The sequence below is a fragment of the Streptomyces sp. NPDC048506 genome, from assembly GCF_040651315.1.
GTDB lineage: Bacteria > Actinomycetota > Actinomycetes > Streptomycetales > Streptomycetaceae > Streptomyces.
Genome location: NZ_JBEZIX010000007.1, coordinates 202,732 through 216,710, shown reverse-complemented (window position 1 = coordinate 216,710; position 13,979 = coordinate 202,732). Strand labels below are relative to the sequence as shown.

The 13,979-nt window shown below is 71.4% G+C and carries 12 protein-coding genes; 4 read left to right on the top strand and 8 right to left on the bottom strand.

Annotated features, from left to right (window positions below):
• Positions 1 to 73: 73 nt before the first annotated feature.
• The 4 genes from AB0C96_RS07985 to AB0C96_RS07970 all read right to left on the bottom strand — a co-directional run bounded on the left by AB0C96_RS07985 (position 74) and on the right by AB0C96_RS07970 (position 4,529).
• Positions 74 to 1,189 carry a GuaB3 family IMP dehydrogenase-related protein gene (locus AB0C96_RS07985; RefSeq protein ID WP_362914802.1) on the bottom strand — a complete coding sequence of 372 codons (1,116 nt, stop codon included), beginning with the start codon at positions 1,187 to 1,189 and terminating at the stop codon, positions 74 to 76.
• A 146-nt stretch (positions 1,190 to 1,335) separates the two neighbouring features.
• The gene (gene guaB / locus AB0C96_RS07980; RefSeq protein ID WP_362914800.1) at positions 1,336 to 2,838 is read right to left on the bottom strand and encodes an IMP dehydrogenase; all 1,503 of its coding nucleotides are present in this window, start codon (positions 2,836 to 2,838) and stop codon (positions 1,336 to 1,338) included.
• Between the two features lie 141 nt (positions 2,839 to 2,979).
• Positions 2,980 to 3,555: a sigma-70 family RNA polymerase sigma factor gene (locus AB0C96_RS07975; RefSeq protein ID WP_362914798.1), complete on the bottom strand. Its 576-nt coding sequence runs from the start codon at positions 3,553 to 3,555 to the stop codon at positions 2,980 to 2,982.
• Positions 3,556 to 3,917: 362 nt separating this feature from the next.
• Positions 3,918 to 4,529 carry a response regulator transcription factor gene (locus AB0C96_RS07970; protein ID WP_003948568.1) on the bottom strand — a complete coding sequence of 204 codons (612 nt, stop codon included), beginning with the start codon at positions 4,527 to 4,529 and terminating at the stop codon, positions 3,918 to 3,920.
• A gap of 383 nt (positions 4,530 to 4,912) precedes the next feature.
• Between AB0C96_RS07970 and AB0C96_RS07965 the strand changes: the two genes are divergently transcribed.
• Positions 4,913 to 5,245, top strand: coding sequence for a WhiB family transcriptional regulator (locus AB0C96_RS07965; RefSeq protein ID WP_362914796.1), 333 nt, complete (start codon positions 4,913 to 4,915; stop codon positions 5,243 to 5,245).
• Between the two features lie 68 nt (positions 5,246 to 5,313).
• Here the strand turns inward: AB0C96_RS07965 and AB0C96_RS07960 are convergent, their stop codons facing one another.
• Positions 5,314 to 6,246 (bottom strand): LysR family transcriptional regulator, encoded by a 933-nt coding sequence (locus AB0C96_RS07960; protein ID WP_362914794.1) that lies wholly within the window; start codon positions 6,244 to 6,246, stop codon positions 5,314 to 5,316.
• 198 nt (positions 6,247 to 6,444) lie between these two features.
• On the opposite strand from AB0C96_RS07960, the gene AB0C96_RS07955 reads away from it, so the two are divergent.
• Both AB0C96_RS07955 and AB0C96_RS07950 read left to right on the top strand, forming a co-directional pair.
• Complete coding sequence (locus tag AB0C96_RS07955; RefSeq protein WP_362914792.1) at positions 6,445 to 7,110, top strand: MOSC domain-containing protein; 666 nt, start codon at positions 6,445 to 6,447, stop codon at positions 7,108 to 7,110.
• 133 nt (positions 7,111 to 7,243) lie between these two features.
• Positions 7,244 to 8,023 carry an SDR family NAD(P)-dependent oxidoreductase gene (locus AB0C96_RS07950; RefSeq protein ID WP_362914790.1) on the top strand — a complete coding sequence of 260 codons (780 nt, stop codon included), beginning with the start codon at positions 7,244 to 7,246 and terminating at the stop codon, positions 8,021 to 8,023.
• A gap of 276 nt (positions 8,024 to 8,299) precedes the next feature.
• On the opposite strand, the gene AB0C96_RS07945 is transcribed toward AB0C96_RS07950, so the two are convergent.
• Positions 8,300 to 10,225 carry a DUF2264 domain-containing protein gene (locus AB0C96_RS07945; protein WP_362914788.1) on the bottom strand — a complete coding sequence of 642 codons (1,926 nt, stop codon included), beginning with the start codon at positions 10,223 to 10,225 and terminating at the stop codon, positions 8,300 to 8,302.
• Between the two features lie 110 nt (positions 10,226 to 10,335).
• Here AB0C96_RS07945 and AB0C96_RS07940 point away from each other — a divergent pair, with 110 nt between their 5' ends.
• Positions 10,336 to 11,391, top strand: a complete 1,056-nt coding sequence (locus AB0C96_RS07940; protein WP_362914851.1) for a hydroxyacid dehydrogenase — start codon at positions 10,336 to 10,338, stop codon at positions 11,389 to 11,391.
• 161 nt (positions 11,392 to 11,552) lie between these two features.
• On the opposite strand, the gene groL is transcribed toward AB0C96_RS07940, so the two are convergent.
• Both groL and groES read right to left on the bottom strand, forming a co-directional pair.
• The gene (groL, locus tag AB0C96_RS07935) at positions 11,553 to 13,175 is read right to left on the bottom strand and encodes a chaperonin GroEL (RefSeq protein ID WP_362914849.1); all 1,623 of its coding nucleotides are present in this window, start codon (positions 13,173 to 13,175) and stop codon (positions 11,553 to 11,555) included.
• Positions 13,176 to 13,308: 133 nt separating this feature from the next.
• Positions 13,309 to 13,617: a co-chaperone GroES gene (gene groES / locus AB0C96_RS07930; RefSeq protein ID WP_362914786.1), complete on the bottom strand. Its 309-nt coding sequence runs from the start codon at positions 13,615 to 13,617 to the stop codon at positions 13,309 to 13,311.
• Between the last annotated feature and the right edge of the window lie 362 nt (positions 13,618 to 13,979).

Genomic DNA, 13,979 nt, shown 5'->3' with positions numbered 1-13,979 from the left:
CCCACCGGGGCGGGGTCCCGACCACTCGACGGGAGGGGGCGCCCCGGCGGGAAAGCCGAAAACGTGGGAGGCCCTACCTCCGCGGCGCTACCGTCACCTCGACCCGCTGGAACTCCTTCAGCTCCGAGTAGCCCGTGGTCGCCATCGCGCGCCGCAGCGCACCGAAGAAGTTCATCGAACCGTCGGGGGTCGTGGACGGCCCCAACAGCACCTCCTCCGTCGTACCGACCACGCCCAGGTCCATCCGCTTGCCGCGGGGCACGTCCTCGTGGACCGCCTCCATGCCCCAGTGGTGGCCGCGGCCGGGGGAGTCCGTCGCCCGCGCGAGCGGCGAGCCCATCATCACCGCGTCCGCGCCGCAGGCGATCGCCTTCGGGAGGTCACCCGACCAGCCCACCCCGCCGTCCGCGATGACGTGGACGTACCGGCCGCCGGACTCGTCCATGTAGTCCCGGCGGGCCGCCGCGACATCGGCGACCGCGGTCGCCATCGGCACCTGGATGCCCAGCACGTTCCGCGTGGTGTGCGCGGCCCCGCCGCCGAAGCCCACCAGCACACCGGCCGCGCCGGTACGCATCAGGTGCAGCGCCGCGGTGTACGTGGCACACCCGCCCACGATCACCGGGACGTCCAGCTCGTAGATGAACTGCTTCAGGTTCAGCGGCTCGGCCGCGGACGAGACGTGCTCGGCGGAGACCGTCGTGCCACGGATGACGAAGATGTCGACGCCGGCGTCCACCACGGCCTTGGAGAACTGCGCCGTCCGCTGCGGCGACAGCGCCGCGGCGGTGACCACGCCCGAGTCGCGCACCTCCTTGATGCGCTGCCCGATCAGCTCCTCCTTGATCGGAGCGGCGTAGATCTCCTGGAGACGGCGGGTCGCGGTGGCCTCGTCCAGCTCCGCGATCTCGGCCAGCAGCGGCTCCGGGTCCTCGTAGCGGGTCCACAGCCCCTCAAGGTTGAGGACACCCAGACCACCCAGCTCGCCGATGCGGATCGCGGTCTGCGGCGAGACCACCGAGTCCATCGGCGCCGCCAGGAACGGCAGCTCGAAGCGGTAGGCGTCGATCTGCCAGGCGATCGAGACCTCCTTCGGGTCGCGGGTGCGGCGACTGGGTACGACGGCGATGTCGTCGAATGCGTATGCCCGGCGGCCGCGCTTGCCGCGCCCGATCTCGATCTCAGTCACGTTGTGGCCTTTCCCTCTACGTCTACCGTCCCAGTATCCCCGACACACCGGAGCCCGCGGCCGGGGTGCGGCCGCGGGCTCCGAAGGAGGTCCGCGCCGGGGCCGTCCGAGGGACGGGCCCGGGGTGCACGGAGCGGGTCAGCGCATCAGCTCCGGGCGTAGTTCGGTGCCTCGGTGATCATCTGGACGTCGTGCGGGTGGCTCTCCTTCAGGCCCGCGGCGGTGATCCGGACGAAGCGGCCCTTCTCCTTGAGCTCGGGGATGTCGGCGGAGCCGACGTAGCCCATGGAGGCGCGCAGGCCGCCGACGAGCTGGTGGGCGACCGAGGCGAGCGGGCCGCGGTAGGGCACCTGGCCCTCGATGCCCTCGGGCACCAGCTTGTCCTCGGAGAGGACGTTGTCCTGGAAGTAGCGGTCCTTGGAGAAGGACCTGCCCTGGCCGCGGGACTGCATCGCGCCCAGCGAGCCCATCCCGCGGTACGACTTGAACTGCTTGCCGTTGATGAAGACCATCTCGCCGGGCGACTCCTCACAGCCGGCCAGCAGCGAGCCCAGCATCACGGTGTCCGCGCCGGCCGCGATCGCCTTGGCGATGTCGCCGGAGAACTGGAGACCACCGTCGCCGATCAGCGGCACACCCGCCGCGTTCGCGGCCTGCGCGGCCTCGTAGATCGCGGTGACCTGCGGGACGCCGACGCCGGCGACGACGCGGGTGGTGCAGATCGAACCGGGACCGACGCCGACCTTGATGCCGTCGGCACCCGCGTCGATCAGCGCCTGGGCGCCGTCGCGGGTGGCGACGTTGCCGCCGACGACGTCCACGCTGATGTTGGACTTGATCTTGGCGATCATGTCGAGGATGCCGCGGCTGTGACCGTGCGCACTGTCCACGACGAGGAAGTCGGCACCGACCTCGACCAGCGCCTGCGCCCGCTCGTACGCCGCGTCGCCGACGCCCACCGCGGCACCGACGACCAGCCGGCCCTCGGCGTCCTTGGCGGCGTTCGGGTACTTCTCGGCCTTGACGAAGTCCTTGACCGTGATCAGACCCTTGAGCACACCCGCGTCGTCGACCAGCGGCAGCTTCTCGATCTTGTGGCGGCGCAGCAGCTCGATGGCGTCCTCGCCGGAGATGCCGACCTTGCCGGTGACCAGCGGCATCGGCGTCATGACCTCGCGGACCTGCCGGCGGCGGTCCATCTCGAAGGCCATGTCGCGGTTGGTGACGATGCCCAGCAGCTTGCCCGCGGCGTCGGTGACCGGCACACCGCTGATCCGGAACTTGGCGCACAGCGCGTCGGCCTCGGCGAGGTCGGCGTCCGGGCGGACCGTGATCGGGTCGGTGACCATGCCGGACTCGGAGCGCTTGACCAGGTCGACCTGGTTGGCCTGGTCCTCGATGGAGAGGTTGCGGTGCAGTACGCCCGCGCCGCCCTGCCGCGCCATGGCGATGGCCATCCGCGCCTCGGTGACCTTGTCCATCGCCGCGGAGAGCAGCGGGATGTTGACCGTGACGTTGCGCGAGACCCGGGAGGCGGTGTTGACCGCGTTCGGCAGCACCTCCGACGCGCCGGGCAGCAGCAGCACGTCGTCGTATGTCAGGCCGAGCATGGCGAATTTGGCGGGCATACCGTCGACGTTGTCACTCATGACACCTTCCCCAATGCTCTTGCCTCAGCGCGGACTCCCATGCTAACGGCCTAGAGAAGTGTCCCAATCCACGAGCGATGAGGGCCTCGTCACTTGTGTTTTTCTACGGCGACATCTCGCCGTACGTTTCCGGTCCCCCGCCTACTGCTCGGCGAGCGCCCGCAGCCTGCTCAGCGCACGGTGCTGGGCGACCCGGACCGCGCCCGGCGACATTCCCAGCATCTGCCCGGTCTCCTCGGCCGTCAGCCCGACGGCGACCCGCAGCAGCACCAGTTCGCGCTGGTTCTCCGGAAGGTTCGCCAGCAGCTTCTTGGCCCACTCGGCATCGCTGCTCAGCAGCGCCTGCTCCTCGGGGCCGAGGGAGTCGTCCGGCTGCTCGGGCATCTCGTCGGACGGCACGGCCGTGCTGCCCGGATGCCGCATCGCGGCGCGCTGTAGGTCGGCGACCTTGTGGCCGGCGATGGCGAAGACGAACGCCTCGAACGGCTTTCCGGTGTCGCGGTAGCGCGGCAGCGCGCACAGCACCGCGACACACACCTCCTGCGCCAGGTCCTCGACGAAGTGCCGGGCATCACCCGGCAGCCTCGACAGACGGGTGCGGCAGTAGCGCAGGGCGAGGGGGTGCACATGGGCCAGTAGGTCGTGGGTGGCCCGCTGGTCCCCCTCCACGGCGCGTGCGACGAGATCGCCGATCTCCTGTCTCCCGTCATCACGCATCGCACCATGGTGCCTCGGCGCCGGAGGATCCGCGGCAGCACCCCCGTCGTTGTGCCCCGAACCGTTACGAGCCGTCGCGCTAGCACTCACGTTCCACGCCTCCCCCGTTCGGGTTGTACCCATACCCACGGCGACCCCTCGCCGGTAGCTTGTCTGCGTGCCGTAGGGCACCTGGCAGGGCTCATCCGTCATGAGGTCTCTTCTTGGCCGAGTGAGAAGCCCCGGCCTCCGCCGGGGAGGAGTCACACCTCCAAGGATGCGGCATCCCGTGAGGTTTCGGCGCCGGGCGTCGACGCAGCGGGGTTACGACGGTCGCTGCCCGGCCGGCGGGCGGGCGTCGTAACCCCGTTTGCACAGCAGGTTCAGCGAACCAGTCCCCAGCGGAAGCCCAGGGCCACCGCATGCGCCCGGTCCGAGGCGCCGAGCTTCTTGAAGAGCCGCCGGGCGTGGGTCTTGACCGTGTCCTCCGACAGGAACAGCTCACGGCCGATCTCCGCGTTGGAACGGCCGTGGCTCATCCCCTCCAGCACCTGGATCTCGCGCGCGGTGAGCGTCGGCGCGGCACCCATCTCGGCCGACCGCAGCCGGCGCGGGGCGAGCCGCCACGTCGGGTCGGCGAGCGCCTGGGTCACCGTCGCCCGCAGCTCCGCGCGCGAGGCGTCCTTGTGCAGATAGCCACGGGCACCGGCGGCGACCGCCAGCGCGACGCCGTCGAGGTCCTCGGCGACCGTGAGCATGATGATCCGGGCACCGGGGTCGGCGGACAGCAGCCGGCGCACGGTCTCGACACCGCCGAGGCCGGGCATCCGCACGTCCATCAGAATCAGGTCCGAGCGATCGGCACCCCAGCGGCGGAGGACTTCCTCGCCGTTGGCCGCCGTCGTCACACGCTCGACGCCGGGTACGGTCGCAACCGCCCGACGGAGCGCCTCTCGGGCAAGCGGGGAGTCGTCGCAGACGAGGACGGATGTCATGACCGCCCTCCGCAGCTGATGCGCGTCACCTTGAGCCTCCAGGCTGGTACGTATCGTCACCTGTGCGATTGACGGGCCGCCTCGGACACCTGCCCGAGGCCTACCTCCACCAACCGCCTCCGCACACTCAACGACGGTCACTCGAAAGAGTTACGGCTTCGGCGACCGAGTTCAGCACGCTCCGTGAGGAGCCGGATACGCAGACGACTTGTCGGACGACCGGCATCCGCGCGTGCACCCTATGCCCTATTTGGCTCCCTTTCTTCCATTTTCGCGTTGACTGCGACTAGATTCGCAATGAGTCATATTTACATCTACTTCGACAGTAGATGTACGGTCGTGAGCACCGAGCCCGAATCAGCATCGCTTCGAGGGGACAAGCAATGGCAGATTTCTCCCGCCTCCCGGGCCCGAACGCAGACCTCTGGGACTGGCAGCTGCTGGCCGCCTGCCGCGGTGTGGACAGCTCCCTCTTCTTCCACCCCGAGGGCGAGCGCGGAGCGGCCCGCAGCGCGCGTGAGACATCGGCGAAGGAGGTGTGCATGCGCTGCCCCGTACGGGCTGAGTGCGCGGCGCATGCACTGGCCGTCCGCGAGCCCTACGGGGTCTGGGGCGGCCTGACGGAGGACGAGCGCGAGGAGCTCATGGGCCGGGCCCGCCACCGGCTGATCCCCGCGACCTCCATGACCGGCGACTCGGGCGTCGCGGGTTCCTGAGCGCGGAAGAAACGTTCCTGCGCAGCCGCGGGCGGCGGGGAACGAAGTGTGGGGGATGTTCTGTGCCGCTAACGACCGTCGGCGTGGGCCCGCCGGCCCGCCGCATTCACCAACTGGTCGAGCGTCGCCTCGACGGCGGGCACCTGCGCCAGATCCGGCAGCGTGAGCGCGACGATCTCCCGGTGCACCGCGGGCTCCATCCGTACCGCCGCAACGCCCTTGGGGCGTACCGACTCCAGCGTGAGCTCTGGCAGTGCGGCGACTCCCAGCCCCGCCCCGACCAGGCCGATCACCGCGGGGTAGTCGTCGGTCGCGAAGTCGATGCGCGGGGTGAAGCCCGCGCTCTCACAGACCTCCACCAGGTGCCTGCGGCAGCGGGGGCAGCCGGCGATCCACGGCTCGTCCGCCAGCTCCGCGAACCGCACCGTGCCCGCCTTCGCCAGCCGGTGGCCGTCCGGCACCAGGCCGACCAGCCGGTCCGCCAGGATCGGCCGGACCACCAGGTCGTCCCACTCCGCCCCGGCCGCCGGGTCCGCGCCGCGCACCTCCGGGTAACGGAAGGCCAGCGCGATCTCGCAGTCCCCGTTGCGCAGCATCTCGATCGAGCGCGGCGGCTCGGCCTCCACCAGCGACACCCTCGTACCCGGGTGCGCGGCCCGCATCCTGGCCAGGGCGGTCGGCACCAGCGTCGAGCTGCCCGACGGGAACGACACCAGCCGCACCCGCCCGGCCCGCAGGCCGGCGATCGCCGCGACCTCCTCCTCGGCGGCGGTCAGCCCGGCCAGGATGCCGACGGCGTGCCGCACCAGCGCCTCGCCGGCCTGCGTCAGCCGCATCTCACGACCGGCGCGGACCAGCAGCGGGGTGCCGGCGGACTGCTCCAGGGCCTTCATCTGCTGGCTGACGGCGGGCTGGGTGCAGCCCAGTTCACGCGCCGCGCCGGAGAACGAGCCGGTCCGGGCGACGGCACGCAGCACACGGAGATGACGGGCCTCGATCATGAGCCAAGCATAAGTTGTACTTGGATTGATCGCGAAAAGTTCGCCGGATGCTTTGGGGTGGGATGGGTGGCGTCGGGCGCGGCGTTGTTCCGGTCGAGCGCAGCGGGGCGCGGCCACGCCCGGCGGTGCCGACGGGACTGACAGAGTCTCTGCCGATGGCCCCCTTCCGGGCCGCGGCCAGGAGCGGAGGAGGTCCGCATGAAGGTGCTGACCGTGAATCTCGGGACGACCACACCGTCCGAGCACACCGACGCCGAGGGCGGCACGGGCATCGACAAGCGGCCCACCAACGGCCCGGTGGCGGTGACCGCGCCCGGCCCCAAAGGCGTCGGCGGCAGCGGACTGGCCGGCGACGCGGTGGTCGACCTCCGCCATCACGGCGGCGACGACCAGGCCGTTTACGCATACGCCCGCGAGGACCTGGACGACTGGGAGCGGGCGCTGGGTCGGACGCTGCCCAACGGCTGCTTCGGCGAGAACCTCACCACCTCCGGCATCGAGATCACCAGCGCCCGGATCGGCGAACGCTGGCGGATCGGCCCGCGGCTGCTGCTGGAGGTGAGCTGCCCGCGGATCCCCTGCCGGACGTTCCAGGGGTGGCTCGGCGAACACGGCTGGCTCCGGCGGTTCACCCGGGCTGGGGTACCCGGCGCGTACCTACGGGTGATCGAGGCGGGCGAGATCCGCGGCGGCGACACCGTCGAGCGGGTGCACCGCCCGGACCACGAGGTGACCATCGGGCTGATGTTCCGGGCCCTGACGACACAGCGGGAGCTGCTGCCCCGGCTGCTGGAAGCCGGCCCGGCGCTGCCGGACGAGGCACGCCGGCGAACGCTGAAGTACCTCGAAGCGAACGGCAGTTGAGTAACGGACCGGACGCCCCGCCCGGCAGCGCCCGGACGGACCGCTCCCGCACCCCCATCGGCGGACCGCCGGACGGCGGTGGGGTCGGGGCCTGCGGCTCCGATGTCGCCGTCCGGGCAGATAGCGTGCCGGTATGACGACTGCATTGATCACGGGAGCCACGGCGGGCATCGGCGCGGCGTTCGCCCGACGGCTGGCGAGCGACGGACACAGCGTGGTGCTGGTGGCGCGTGACGAGAAGCGACTGCGCGAACAGGCAACCGAGTTGCACGACCGGCACGGCATCGAGGCGGAGGTGCTGAGCGCCGACCTGTCGACGGAGGACGGTATCGCGGCGGTCGAGGCCCGGCTCTCGGACACCAAGCATCCGGTCGATCTGCTGGTGAACAACGCCGGCTTCGGCAACAAGGGCGAGTACCTACAGACCCCGATGGCCGACGAACTGACGATGCTCAAGGTGCACTGCGAGGCGGTGCTGCGGCTGACCACCGCAGGGGTGCGCGGGATGCGGGACCGGCGGCGCGGCGCGGTGGTCAATGTGGCGTCGGTGGCGGCGTTCGTCCCGCGCGGCACCTACGGCGCGAGCAAGGCCTGGGTCGTGCAGTTCACCCAGGGCGCCGCACGGGACCTGGCGGGCAGCGGGGTACGGCTGATGGCCCTGTGCCCCGGCTTCGTACGGACCGAGTTCCACCAGCGGGCCGGCATGGGGACGGACAACATCCCCGGCTGGCTGTGGCTGGACGCGGACAAGCTGGTGGACGCGGCGATGAAGGACCTGATGCGGGGCAAGTCGCTGTCCATCCCCGACCCCCGGTACAAGGCCCTGATGGGCGCGGTGAAGCTGGCCCCCCGCGGAGTACTGGGCGGCCTGACGTCACGGACGGGGCGGAAGTACGGTCCCTCCAAGGCCTAGGCCCAGGCGGCCGGCGTTCTCCCCACGTTTTTGGCTTTCCCGCCGTGGTGGTTTCTCGCCGTTGCGCCTGCGGCGGGCGGGGGTTTGTTGGGTGCGGTGACGGGCCTCCGGGGCAGGGTGTCCGGACTGCTTCGCTTTACGTCCGGAAACCCTGCCCCTCCGGCCCGTCCCCTCCCGTGAGTGGGTGGATTACTTGTGGGGGCTGGCGCCGTCTGTCGACTGCGGGCAGGGGACCACTCGTGCGAGCCCCCACCGGCCTTCTTCCCTCCCACACCCTCAGCCGAACAGCCCCGCGCAGCGGCACAGCCCGCCGCAGGCGAAACGGCGAACAACCACCACGGCGGGACAGAAAAACACGTGGGAAGCCAAGCCAAGCGCCGCGGACCGCCAAGTTACCTCGATCGTCCGCCCCCTGATGACCGTCCTGGCCAGTTCGCTGACGGGGGCGGGGTCGGGGTCTGCCGTGAGGGAGGCCAGTGACACGAAGAGGGTGCCGTCGGGGTCCGCGGTGGTGGTGCCCTCCAGGACGGCGGTGTGGGTGCGGGGGCCGAAGAGGGTGCTGCCGGTGGTCGCTTCCCGGGGCGGGCCCTGGTAGCCGTGTACGGGGTGGAGTTGGGCCAGGGGGCCGTCGGGGGTGGTGGCCCAGCCGGTCTGGCGGACGGGGGTGCCCGGGGCGGCGCCGGTGACCAGGTGGGCGCGGAGTTCGGCCCGTCCGTGCACGGCGGTGACGGACAGGATCCGGACGCCGGGGAGCGCGCTGCCGTCGGCGTGGCGCGGGGTGTGGGCGGAGGCGACCCAGTCGGGGCCCTGGCCGTGCGGTGTGGCGGGGCCACGGGTGGTCGGGCGGCCGTCGACGAGCAGGGCGAAGTGGTTGTCCGGCAGGGTCGGTTCGGCGTCGGTGGGGCCGGTGCGGGTGGAGTACGCGAAGCGGGCGTAGTACGGGTCGGGTCCGGCCAGGGTGGAGTTGCTGCCGTGGTTGTGGAGGCGGACCAGGCCGTCGGAGGCGGTGGCCTGGAGCAGCAGGCCGGTCCGGCCGAGCGGTCTGGCGGCGTCCGCGGTCTCGGCGGGGAGGGCCTCCTCGGGGGCGGTCCAGGCGGGGTGGTCGGCGGGGAGCAGCAGGCCGAGGAATCCCTTGGCCGCCCAGTAGGGCGACCCCGGGCCCGAGTAGCTCTGGAGCATCGGTGCGTAGGGCCCGTACCAGCCGAGCGGCAGCAGGCCGTGTGCGGTGGCGGCGCCGCGGTCGAGGAAGTGGCGCAGTACCCCGGAGGCGAGGCGGCGGGTGGCGCCCGGCGTGAGCGGGGTGTGGCCGGTGAGCGTGCCGAGCCAGGGGGCGGCGGTGGCTGCGCACCGGTAGGTGAGCGAACGGCCGAAGGGCAGCGGTGCGCCGTTGGCGTCGAAGAGGTGGGCGTAGGAGTCGAGTTGGGCGCGCAGCCGGGGGCCGTGGGTGGCGAGGAGGGCGCGGTCGGCACTGAGGTGCGCGTGCAGCACCGGGTAGAAGTGCAGGGCCCAGGCGTTGTAGTGGTCGAAGGCGCGGTTGTCGCCGTCGGAGTACCAGCCGTCGCCGCGGTACCAGTCCTCGATGCGGGTCAGGGCACGGTCGATGGCTGTCCGGGCACGGACGGTCTCGATGCCCGCGTCGTGCAGGAAGCCACCGACGGTGAGGCCGAAGAGCCACCAGTTGTTGTCGACGGGGGACGGGCCGAGGGCGGGCGACAGCCAGTCGACGACGCGGGCCCGGACGCGGTCGTCGAGGGTGTCCCACAGCCAGGGGCGGGTCAGGCGGAGGCCGAGGGCGAGCGAGGCGGCTTCCACATAAGCCTGGCGGACGGCGTCGATACGCGGCCAGGCGTCGGGAGCGTCCGTCGTCAACGCCCGCTCGCCGGTGGGGTTCCGGGTACCCGCGGCGAGGCCCTCGGCGTAGCGGGGCAGGTGGGCGTGCGGGTCGTGGCCGTTGCTGCCGGCGACCCGGAGGGCGGCGAGCAGAAACGTGCGGGCGAAGCCTTCGAGGCCGTCCGAGCGGGGGCCGGAGGAGCTGGGGCGGGCGCCGGGGAGGGTGAGCAGGGCGTGGCGCGGGGAGGAGTAGGGGCGGGTGGCGCACAGCAGGGCGTCGGCCGTGGCCTCCCAGTGGGCGCGGGTGAAGCCGGTGTACGGGCTGAGGGCGCGGTCCTCGGGCGGGAGGGGGAAGGGGTGGCGTACGGACATGGCGCCCCCTGATGCGGAGGATGACGGCCGGCGCCGGGAATCCTTCCCGCGTGGCTGACCGAACGTCAAGGGAACACGGAGGAAGGCAGCAGATGACCGGACCGTCCGCCATGAACCCGCACCCGTCCGCGGCGGGCGGGCAGCCTGCCGTGCACCGCCCCGCCCTGCTGCTGTCGATGGGGCCCGGCGTCGCCGACCGGCTCCTCGACGCCCGCCACCACACCCGCCTGGCGGCGCTGGCCCGGACCGACTCCCGCCTCGTCGCCCACGACCTGACCGACCCGTCCCCCGCGGTGGCCGCCGCTCTCGCCGACGCCGAGGTGCTCCTCACGTGCTGGGGCGCTCCCCCGCTGACCGGGCGCGTGCTGGACACCGCCCCCCGCCTGCGCGCCGTGATCCACGCCGCCGGCTCGGTCAAGCACCACGTCACCGAGGCCTGTTGGGAGCGGGGCCTCGTGGTGTCCTCGGCCGCCGCCGCCAACGCCCTCCCGGTCGCCGAGTACGCCCTCGCCGCGATCCTGACGGCCAACAAGCAGGTGCTGCGCTCCGCCCGCCGCTACCGGGAGCTGCGCGGGCGTCCGCACGACTGGCACGCCGAGTTCGCCGGCGCCGGCAACTACCGCCGCACGGTCGGCGTCGTCGGCGCCTCCCGCATCGGCCGCCGCGTCATCGAGCTGCTGCGCCCGTTCGACCTGCACGTCCTGCTGTACGACCCGTACGTGGACGGCGCCGAGGCCGCCCGCCTGGGGGTGCGGCCGGTGTCCCTGGGCACGCTGTGCGCGGAGAGCGACATCGTCACCGTGCACGCCCCGCAGCTGCCCGCCACCCACCATCTGCTCGGCGCCGGCGAACTGGCCCTGATGCCGGACGGCGCCACCCTGGTCAACACCGCCCGCGGCGCCCTGGTCGACGAGGCGGCGCTCCTCCCGGAGCTGCTCACCGGCCGGCTCAACGCCGTGCTCGACGTCACCGATCCCGAACTCCCGTCGGCCGATTCGCCGTTGTACGACCTGCCGAACGTCCTGCTCACCCCGCATGTCGCCGGTTCGTTGGGCAACGAGCTGCCGCGGCTGGCCGACGCCGCGCTCGACGAACTCGACCGTTACGTCCGGGGTCTGCCGTTCGCCGATCCGGTGCGCCCGGAGCACCTGGGCCAGTCGGCCTGAGGCGGGCGAGCGGGCCGACCGGCCGGGGCGGCGCGGTGCCGTGCACGCCGAAGACCCGGCCCCGCCGAAGCGGGAGCCGGGTCCTGGGTGCGGTGCGCGGTGGTCGGCGCGCGACCGGGGCGATCACCCCGTCATTGCGCCTGACCGTCCGTCACCGTGTGTCAGTGCGCGTGCCCGTGGCCGTGGCCGGCCTCGGCCTCTTCCTCTTCCTTCTTCTCGACGACCAGGGTCTCGGTCGTGAGCAGCAGGGAGGCGATCGACGCGGCGTTCTCCAGGGCGGAGCGGGTGACCTTCACCGGGTCGATGACGCCGGCCTTGACCAGGTCGCCGTACTCGCCGGTGGCGGCGTTGAAGCCGTTGCCCTTGTCCTGCTCGGCGACCTTGGCGGTGATGACGTAGCCCTCGAGGCCGGCGTTCTCGGCGATCCAGCGCAGCGGCTCGACGGCGGCGCGACGGACGACGGCGACACCGGTGGCCTCGTCGCCCTCCTTGCCGAGGTTGCCCTCCAGCACCTTCACGGCGTGCACCAGGGCGGAGCCACCACCGGAGACGATGCCCTCCTCGACCGCGGCGCGGGTCGCGGAGATGGCGTCCTCCAGACGGTGCTTCTTCTCCTTGAGCTCGACCTCGGTGGCCGCACCCACGCGGATCACGCAGACGCCACCGGCGAGCTTGGCGAGGCGCTCCTGGAGCTTCTCGCGGTCCCAGTCGGAGTCGGTGGTCTCGATCTCGGCCTTGATCTGGGCGACGCGACCCGCGACGTCACCGGAGTTGCCGCCGCCGTCGACGATGGTGGTGTCGTCCTTGCTGATGGTCACGCGGCGGGCGGTGCCGAGCACGTCCAGACCGGCCTGGTCGAGCTTGAGGCCGACCTCCTCGGCGATGACGGTGGCACCGGTGAGGGTGGCCATGTCGCCGAGCATCGCCTTGCGGCGGTCGCCGAAGCCGGGGGCCTTGACGGCCACCGCGTTGAAGGTGCCACGGATCTTGTTGACGACCAGGGTCGACAGGGCCTCGCCCTCGACGTCCTCGGCGATGATCAGCAGCGGCTTGGAGCCACCCGCCTGGATGACCTTCTCCAGGAGCGGCAGCAGGTCCTGGATGGACGCGATCTTGCCCTGGTGGATCAGGATGTACGGGTCTTCGAGGACGGCCTCCATACGCTCCTGGTCGGTGACCATGTACGGCGAGAGGTAGCCCTTGTCGAAGGCCATGCCCTCGGTGAAGTCCAGCTCCAGACCGAAGGTGTTGGACTCCTCGACGGTGATGACACCGTCCTTGCCGACCTTGTCCATCGCCTCGGCGATCAGCTCACCGACCTGCTTGTCCTGCGCGGACAGGGCGGCCACGGCGGCGATGTCGGCCTTGTCGTCGATCGGACGCGAGGTCGCGAGCAGCTCGTCGGAGACGGCCTTGACGGCGGCGTCGATGCCCTTCTTCAGGGCGGCCGGGGAAGCACCCGCGGCGACGTTGCGCAGACCCTCGCGGACCAGCGCCTGGGCCAGCACGGTGGCGGTGGTGGTGCCGTCACCCGCGATGTCGTTGGTCTTGGTCGCCACCTCCTTGACGAGCTGGGCGCCCAGGTTCTCGTACGGGTCCTCGACCTCGATCTCACGGGCGATGGTGACGCCGTCGTTGGTGATGGTCGGGGCGCCGAACTTCTTGTCGATGACGACGTTGCGGCCCTTGGGGCCGATGGTCACCTTGACCGTGTCGGCGAGCTTGTTGACGCCGCGCTCAAGGGCGCGACGGGCGTCCTCGTCGAACTTCAGGATCTTCGCCATGGGTTGCTTCAAGTCCTCTCATTGCGATCCTCGGCACGCAGTGGGGACCGCTGTCTCAAACGGAACTGCGCCCCTGCCCCGGGTTGTTTAGACGCGGGAACCAGGGGCGCAGATCACGGCAAATCTGGGTGACTTACTTCTCGACGATCGCGAGCACGTCGCGGGCCGAGAGAACGAGGTACTCCTCGTTGTTGTACTTCACCTCGGTGCCGCCGTACTTGCTGTAGAGCACGACGTCGCCGACCTTGACGTCGAGTTCGACGCGCTTGCCGTCCTCGAAGCGGCCCGGGCCCACGGCGAGGACGGCGCCCTCCTGGGGCTTCTCCTTCGCAGTGTCCGGGATGACCAGGCCCGAGGCCGTGGTCTGCTCGGCGTCGAGCGGCTGGACCACAATGCGGTCCTCAAGCGGCTTGATGGCAACCTTGGAGCTGGCGGTCGTCACGATCCGACCTCCCCCTTCGGAGATCTCACGGGGTTAACTGTCTGAGGTGGCGACCAGGTGGATCCGTCGTCGCGGGTGCCGGACCTGCCCGTCGCTGTATGTCTGGCACTCCCCACCGGAGAGTGCCAACGCCGAGACTATGACGCGGTTAGCACTCGGTCAAGCGGAGTGCCAGCGCGCCGGGGTGCGCGTCCCGTGACGCCGGTTGACCGACCGACGTCGCACTGACCATCGACCGGCCATCCGAGCCCCGTTTCCCTGCCAAATCGGACACACCTTCGCCTTCCCTCGCAACCACGCCACCGGCTGCCTCGTCTACCTCCCCGACTGCCGGTCCGCCGAACCGGACCCTGGGCATGTCG

Coding starts and splice junctions, on each gene's coding strand:
- guaB (WP_362914800.1), bottom strand. CDS start 2,838: ATGAGTGACAACGTCGACGGTATGCCCGCCAAATTCGCCATGCTCGGC.
- AB0C96_RS07975 (WP_362914798.1), bottom strand. CDS start 3,555: ATGCGTGATGACGGGAGACAGGAGATCGGCGATCTCGTCGCACGCGCC.
- AB0C96_RS07970 (WP_003948568.1), bottom strand. CDS start 4,529: ATGACATCCGTCCTCGTCTGCGACGACTCCCCGCTTGCCCGAGAGGCG.
- AB0C96_RS07965 (WP_362914796.1), top strand. CDS start 4,913: ATGGCAGATTTCTCCCGCCTCCCGGGCCCGAACGCAGACCTCTGGGAC.
- AB0C96_RS07960 (WP_362914794.1), bottom strand. CDS start 6,246: ATGATCGAGGCCCGTCATCTCCGTGTGCTGCGTGCCGTCGCCCGGACC.
- AB0C96_RS07955 (WP_362914792.1), top strand. CDS start 6,445: ATGAAGGTGCTGACCGTGAATCTCGGGACGACCACACCGTCCGAGCAC.
- AB0C96_RS07950 (WP_362914790.1), top strand. CDS start 7,244: ATGACGACTGCATTGATCACGGGAGCCACGGCGGGCATCGGCGCGGCG.
- AB0C96_RS07945 (WP_362914788.1), bottom strand. CDS start 10,225: ATGTCCGTACGCCACCCCTTCCCCCTCCCGCCCGAGGACCGCGCCCTC.
- AB0C96_RS07940 (WP_362914851.1), top strand. CDS start 10,336: ATGAACCCGCACCCGTCCGCGGCGGGCGGGCAGCCTGCCGTGCACCGC.
- groL (WP_362914849.1), bottom strand. CDS start 13,175: ATGGCGAAGATCCTGAAGTTCGACGAGGACGCCCGTCGCGCCCTTGAG.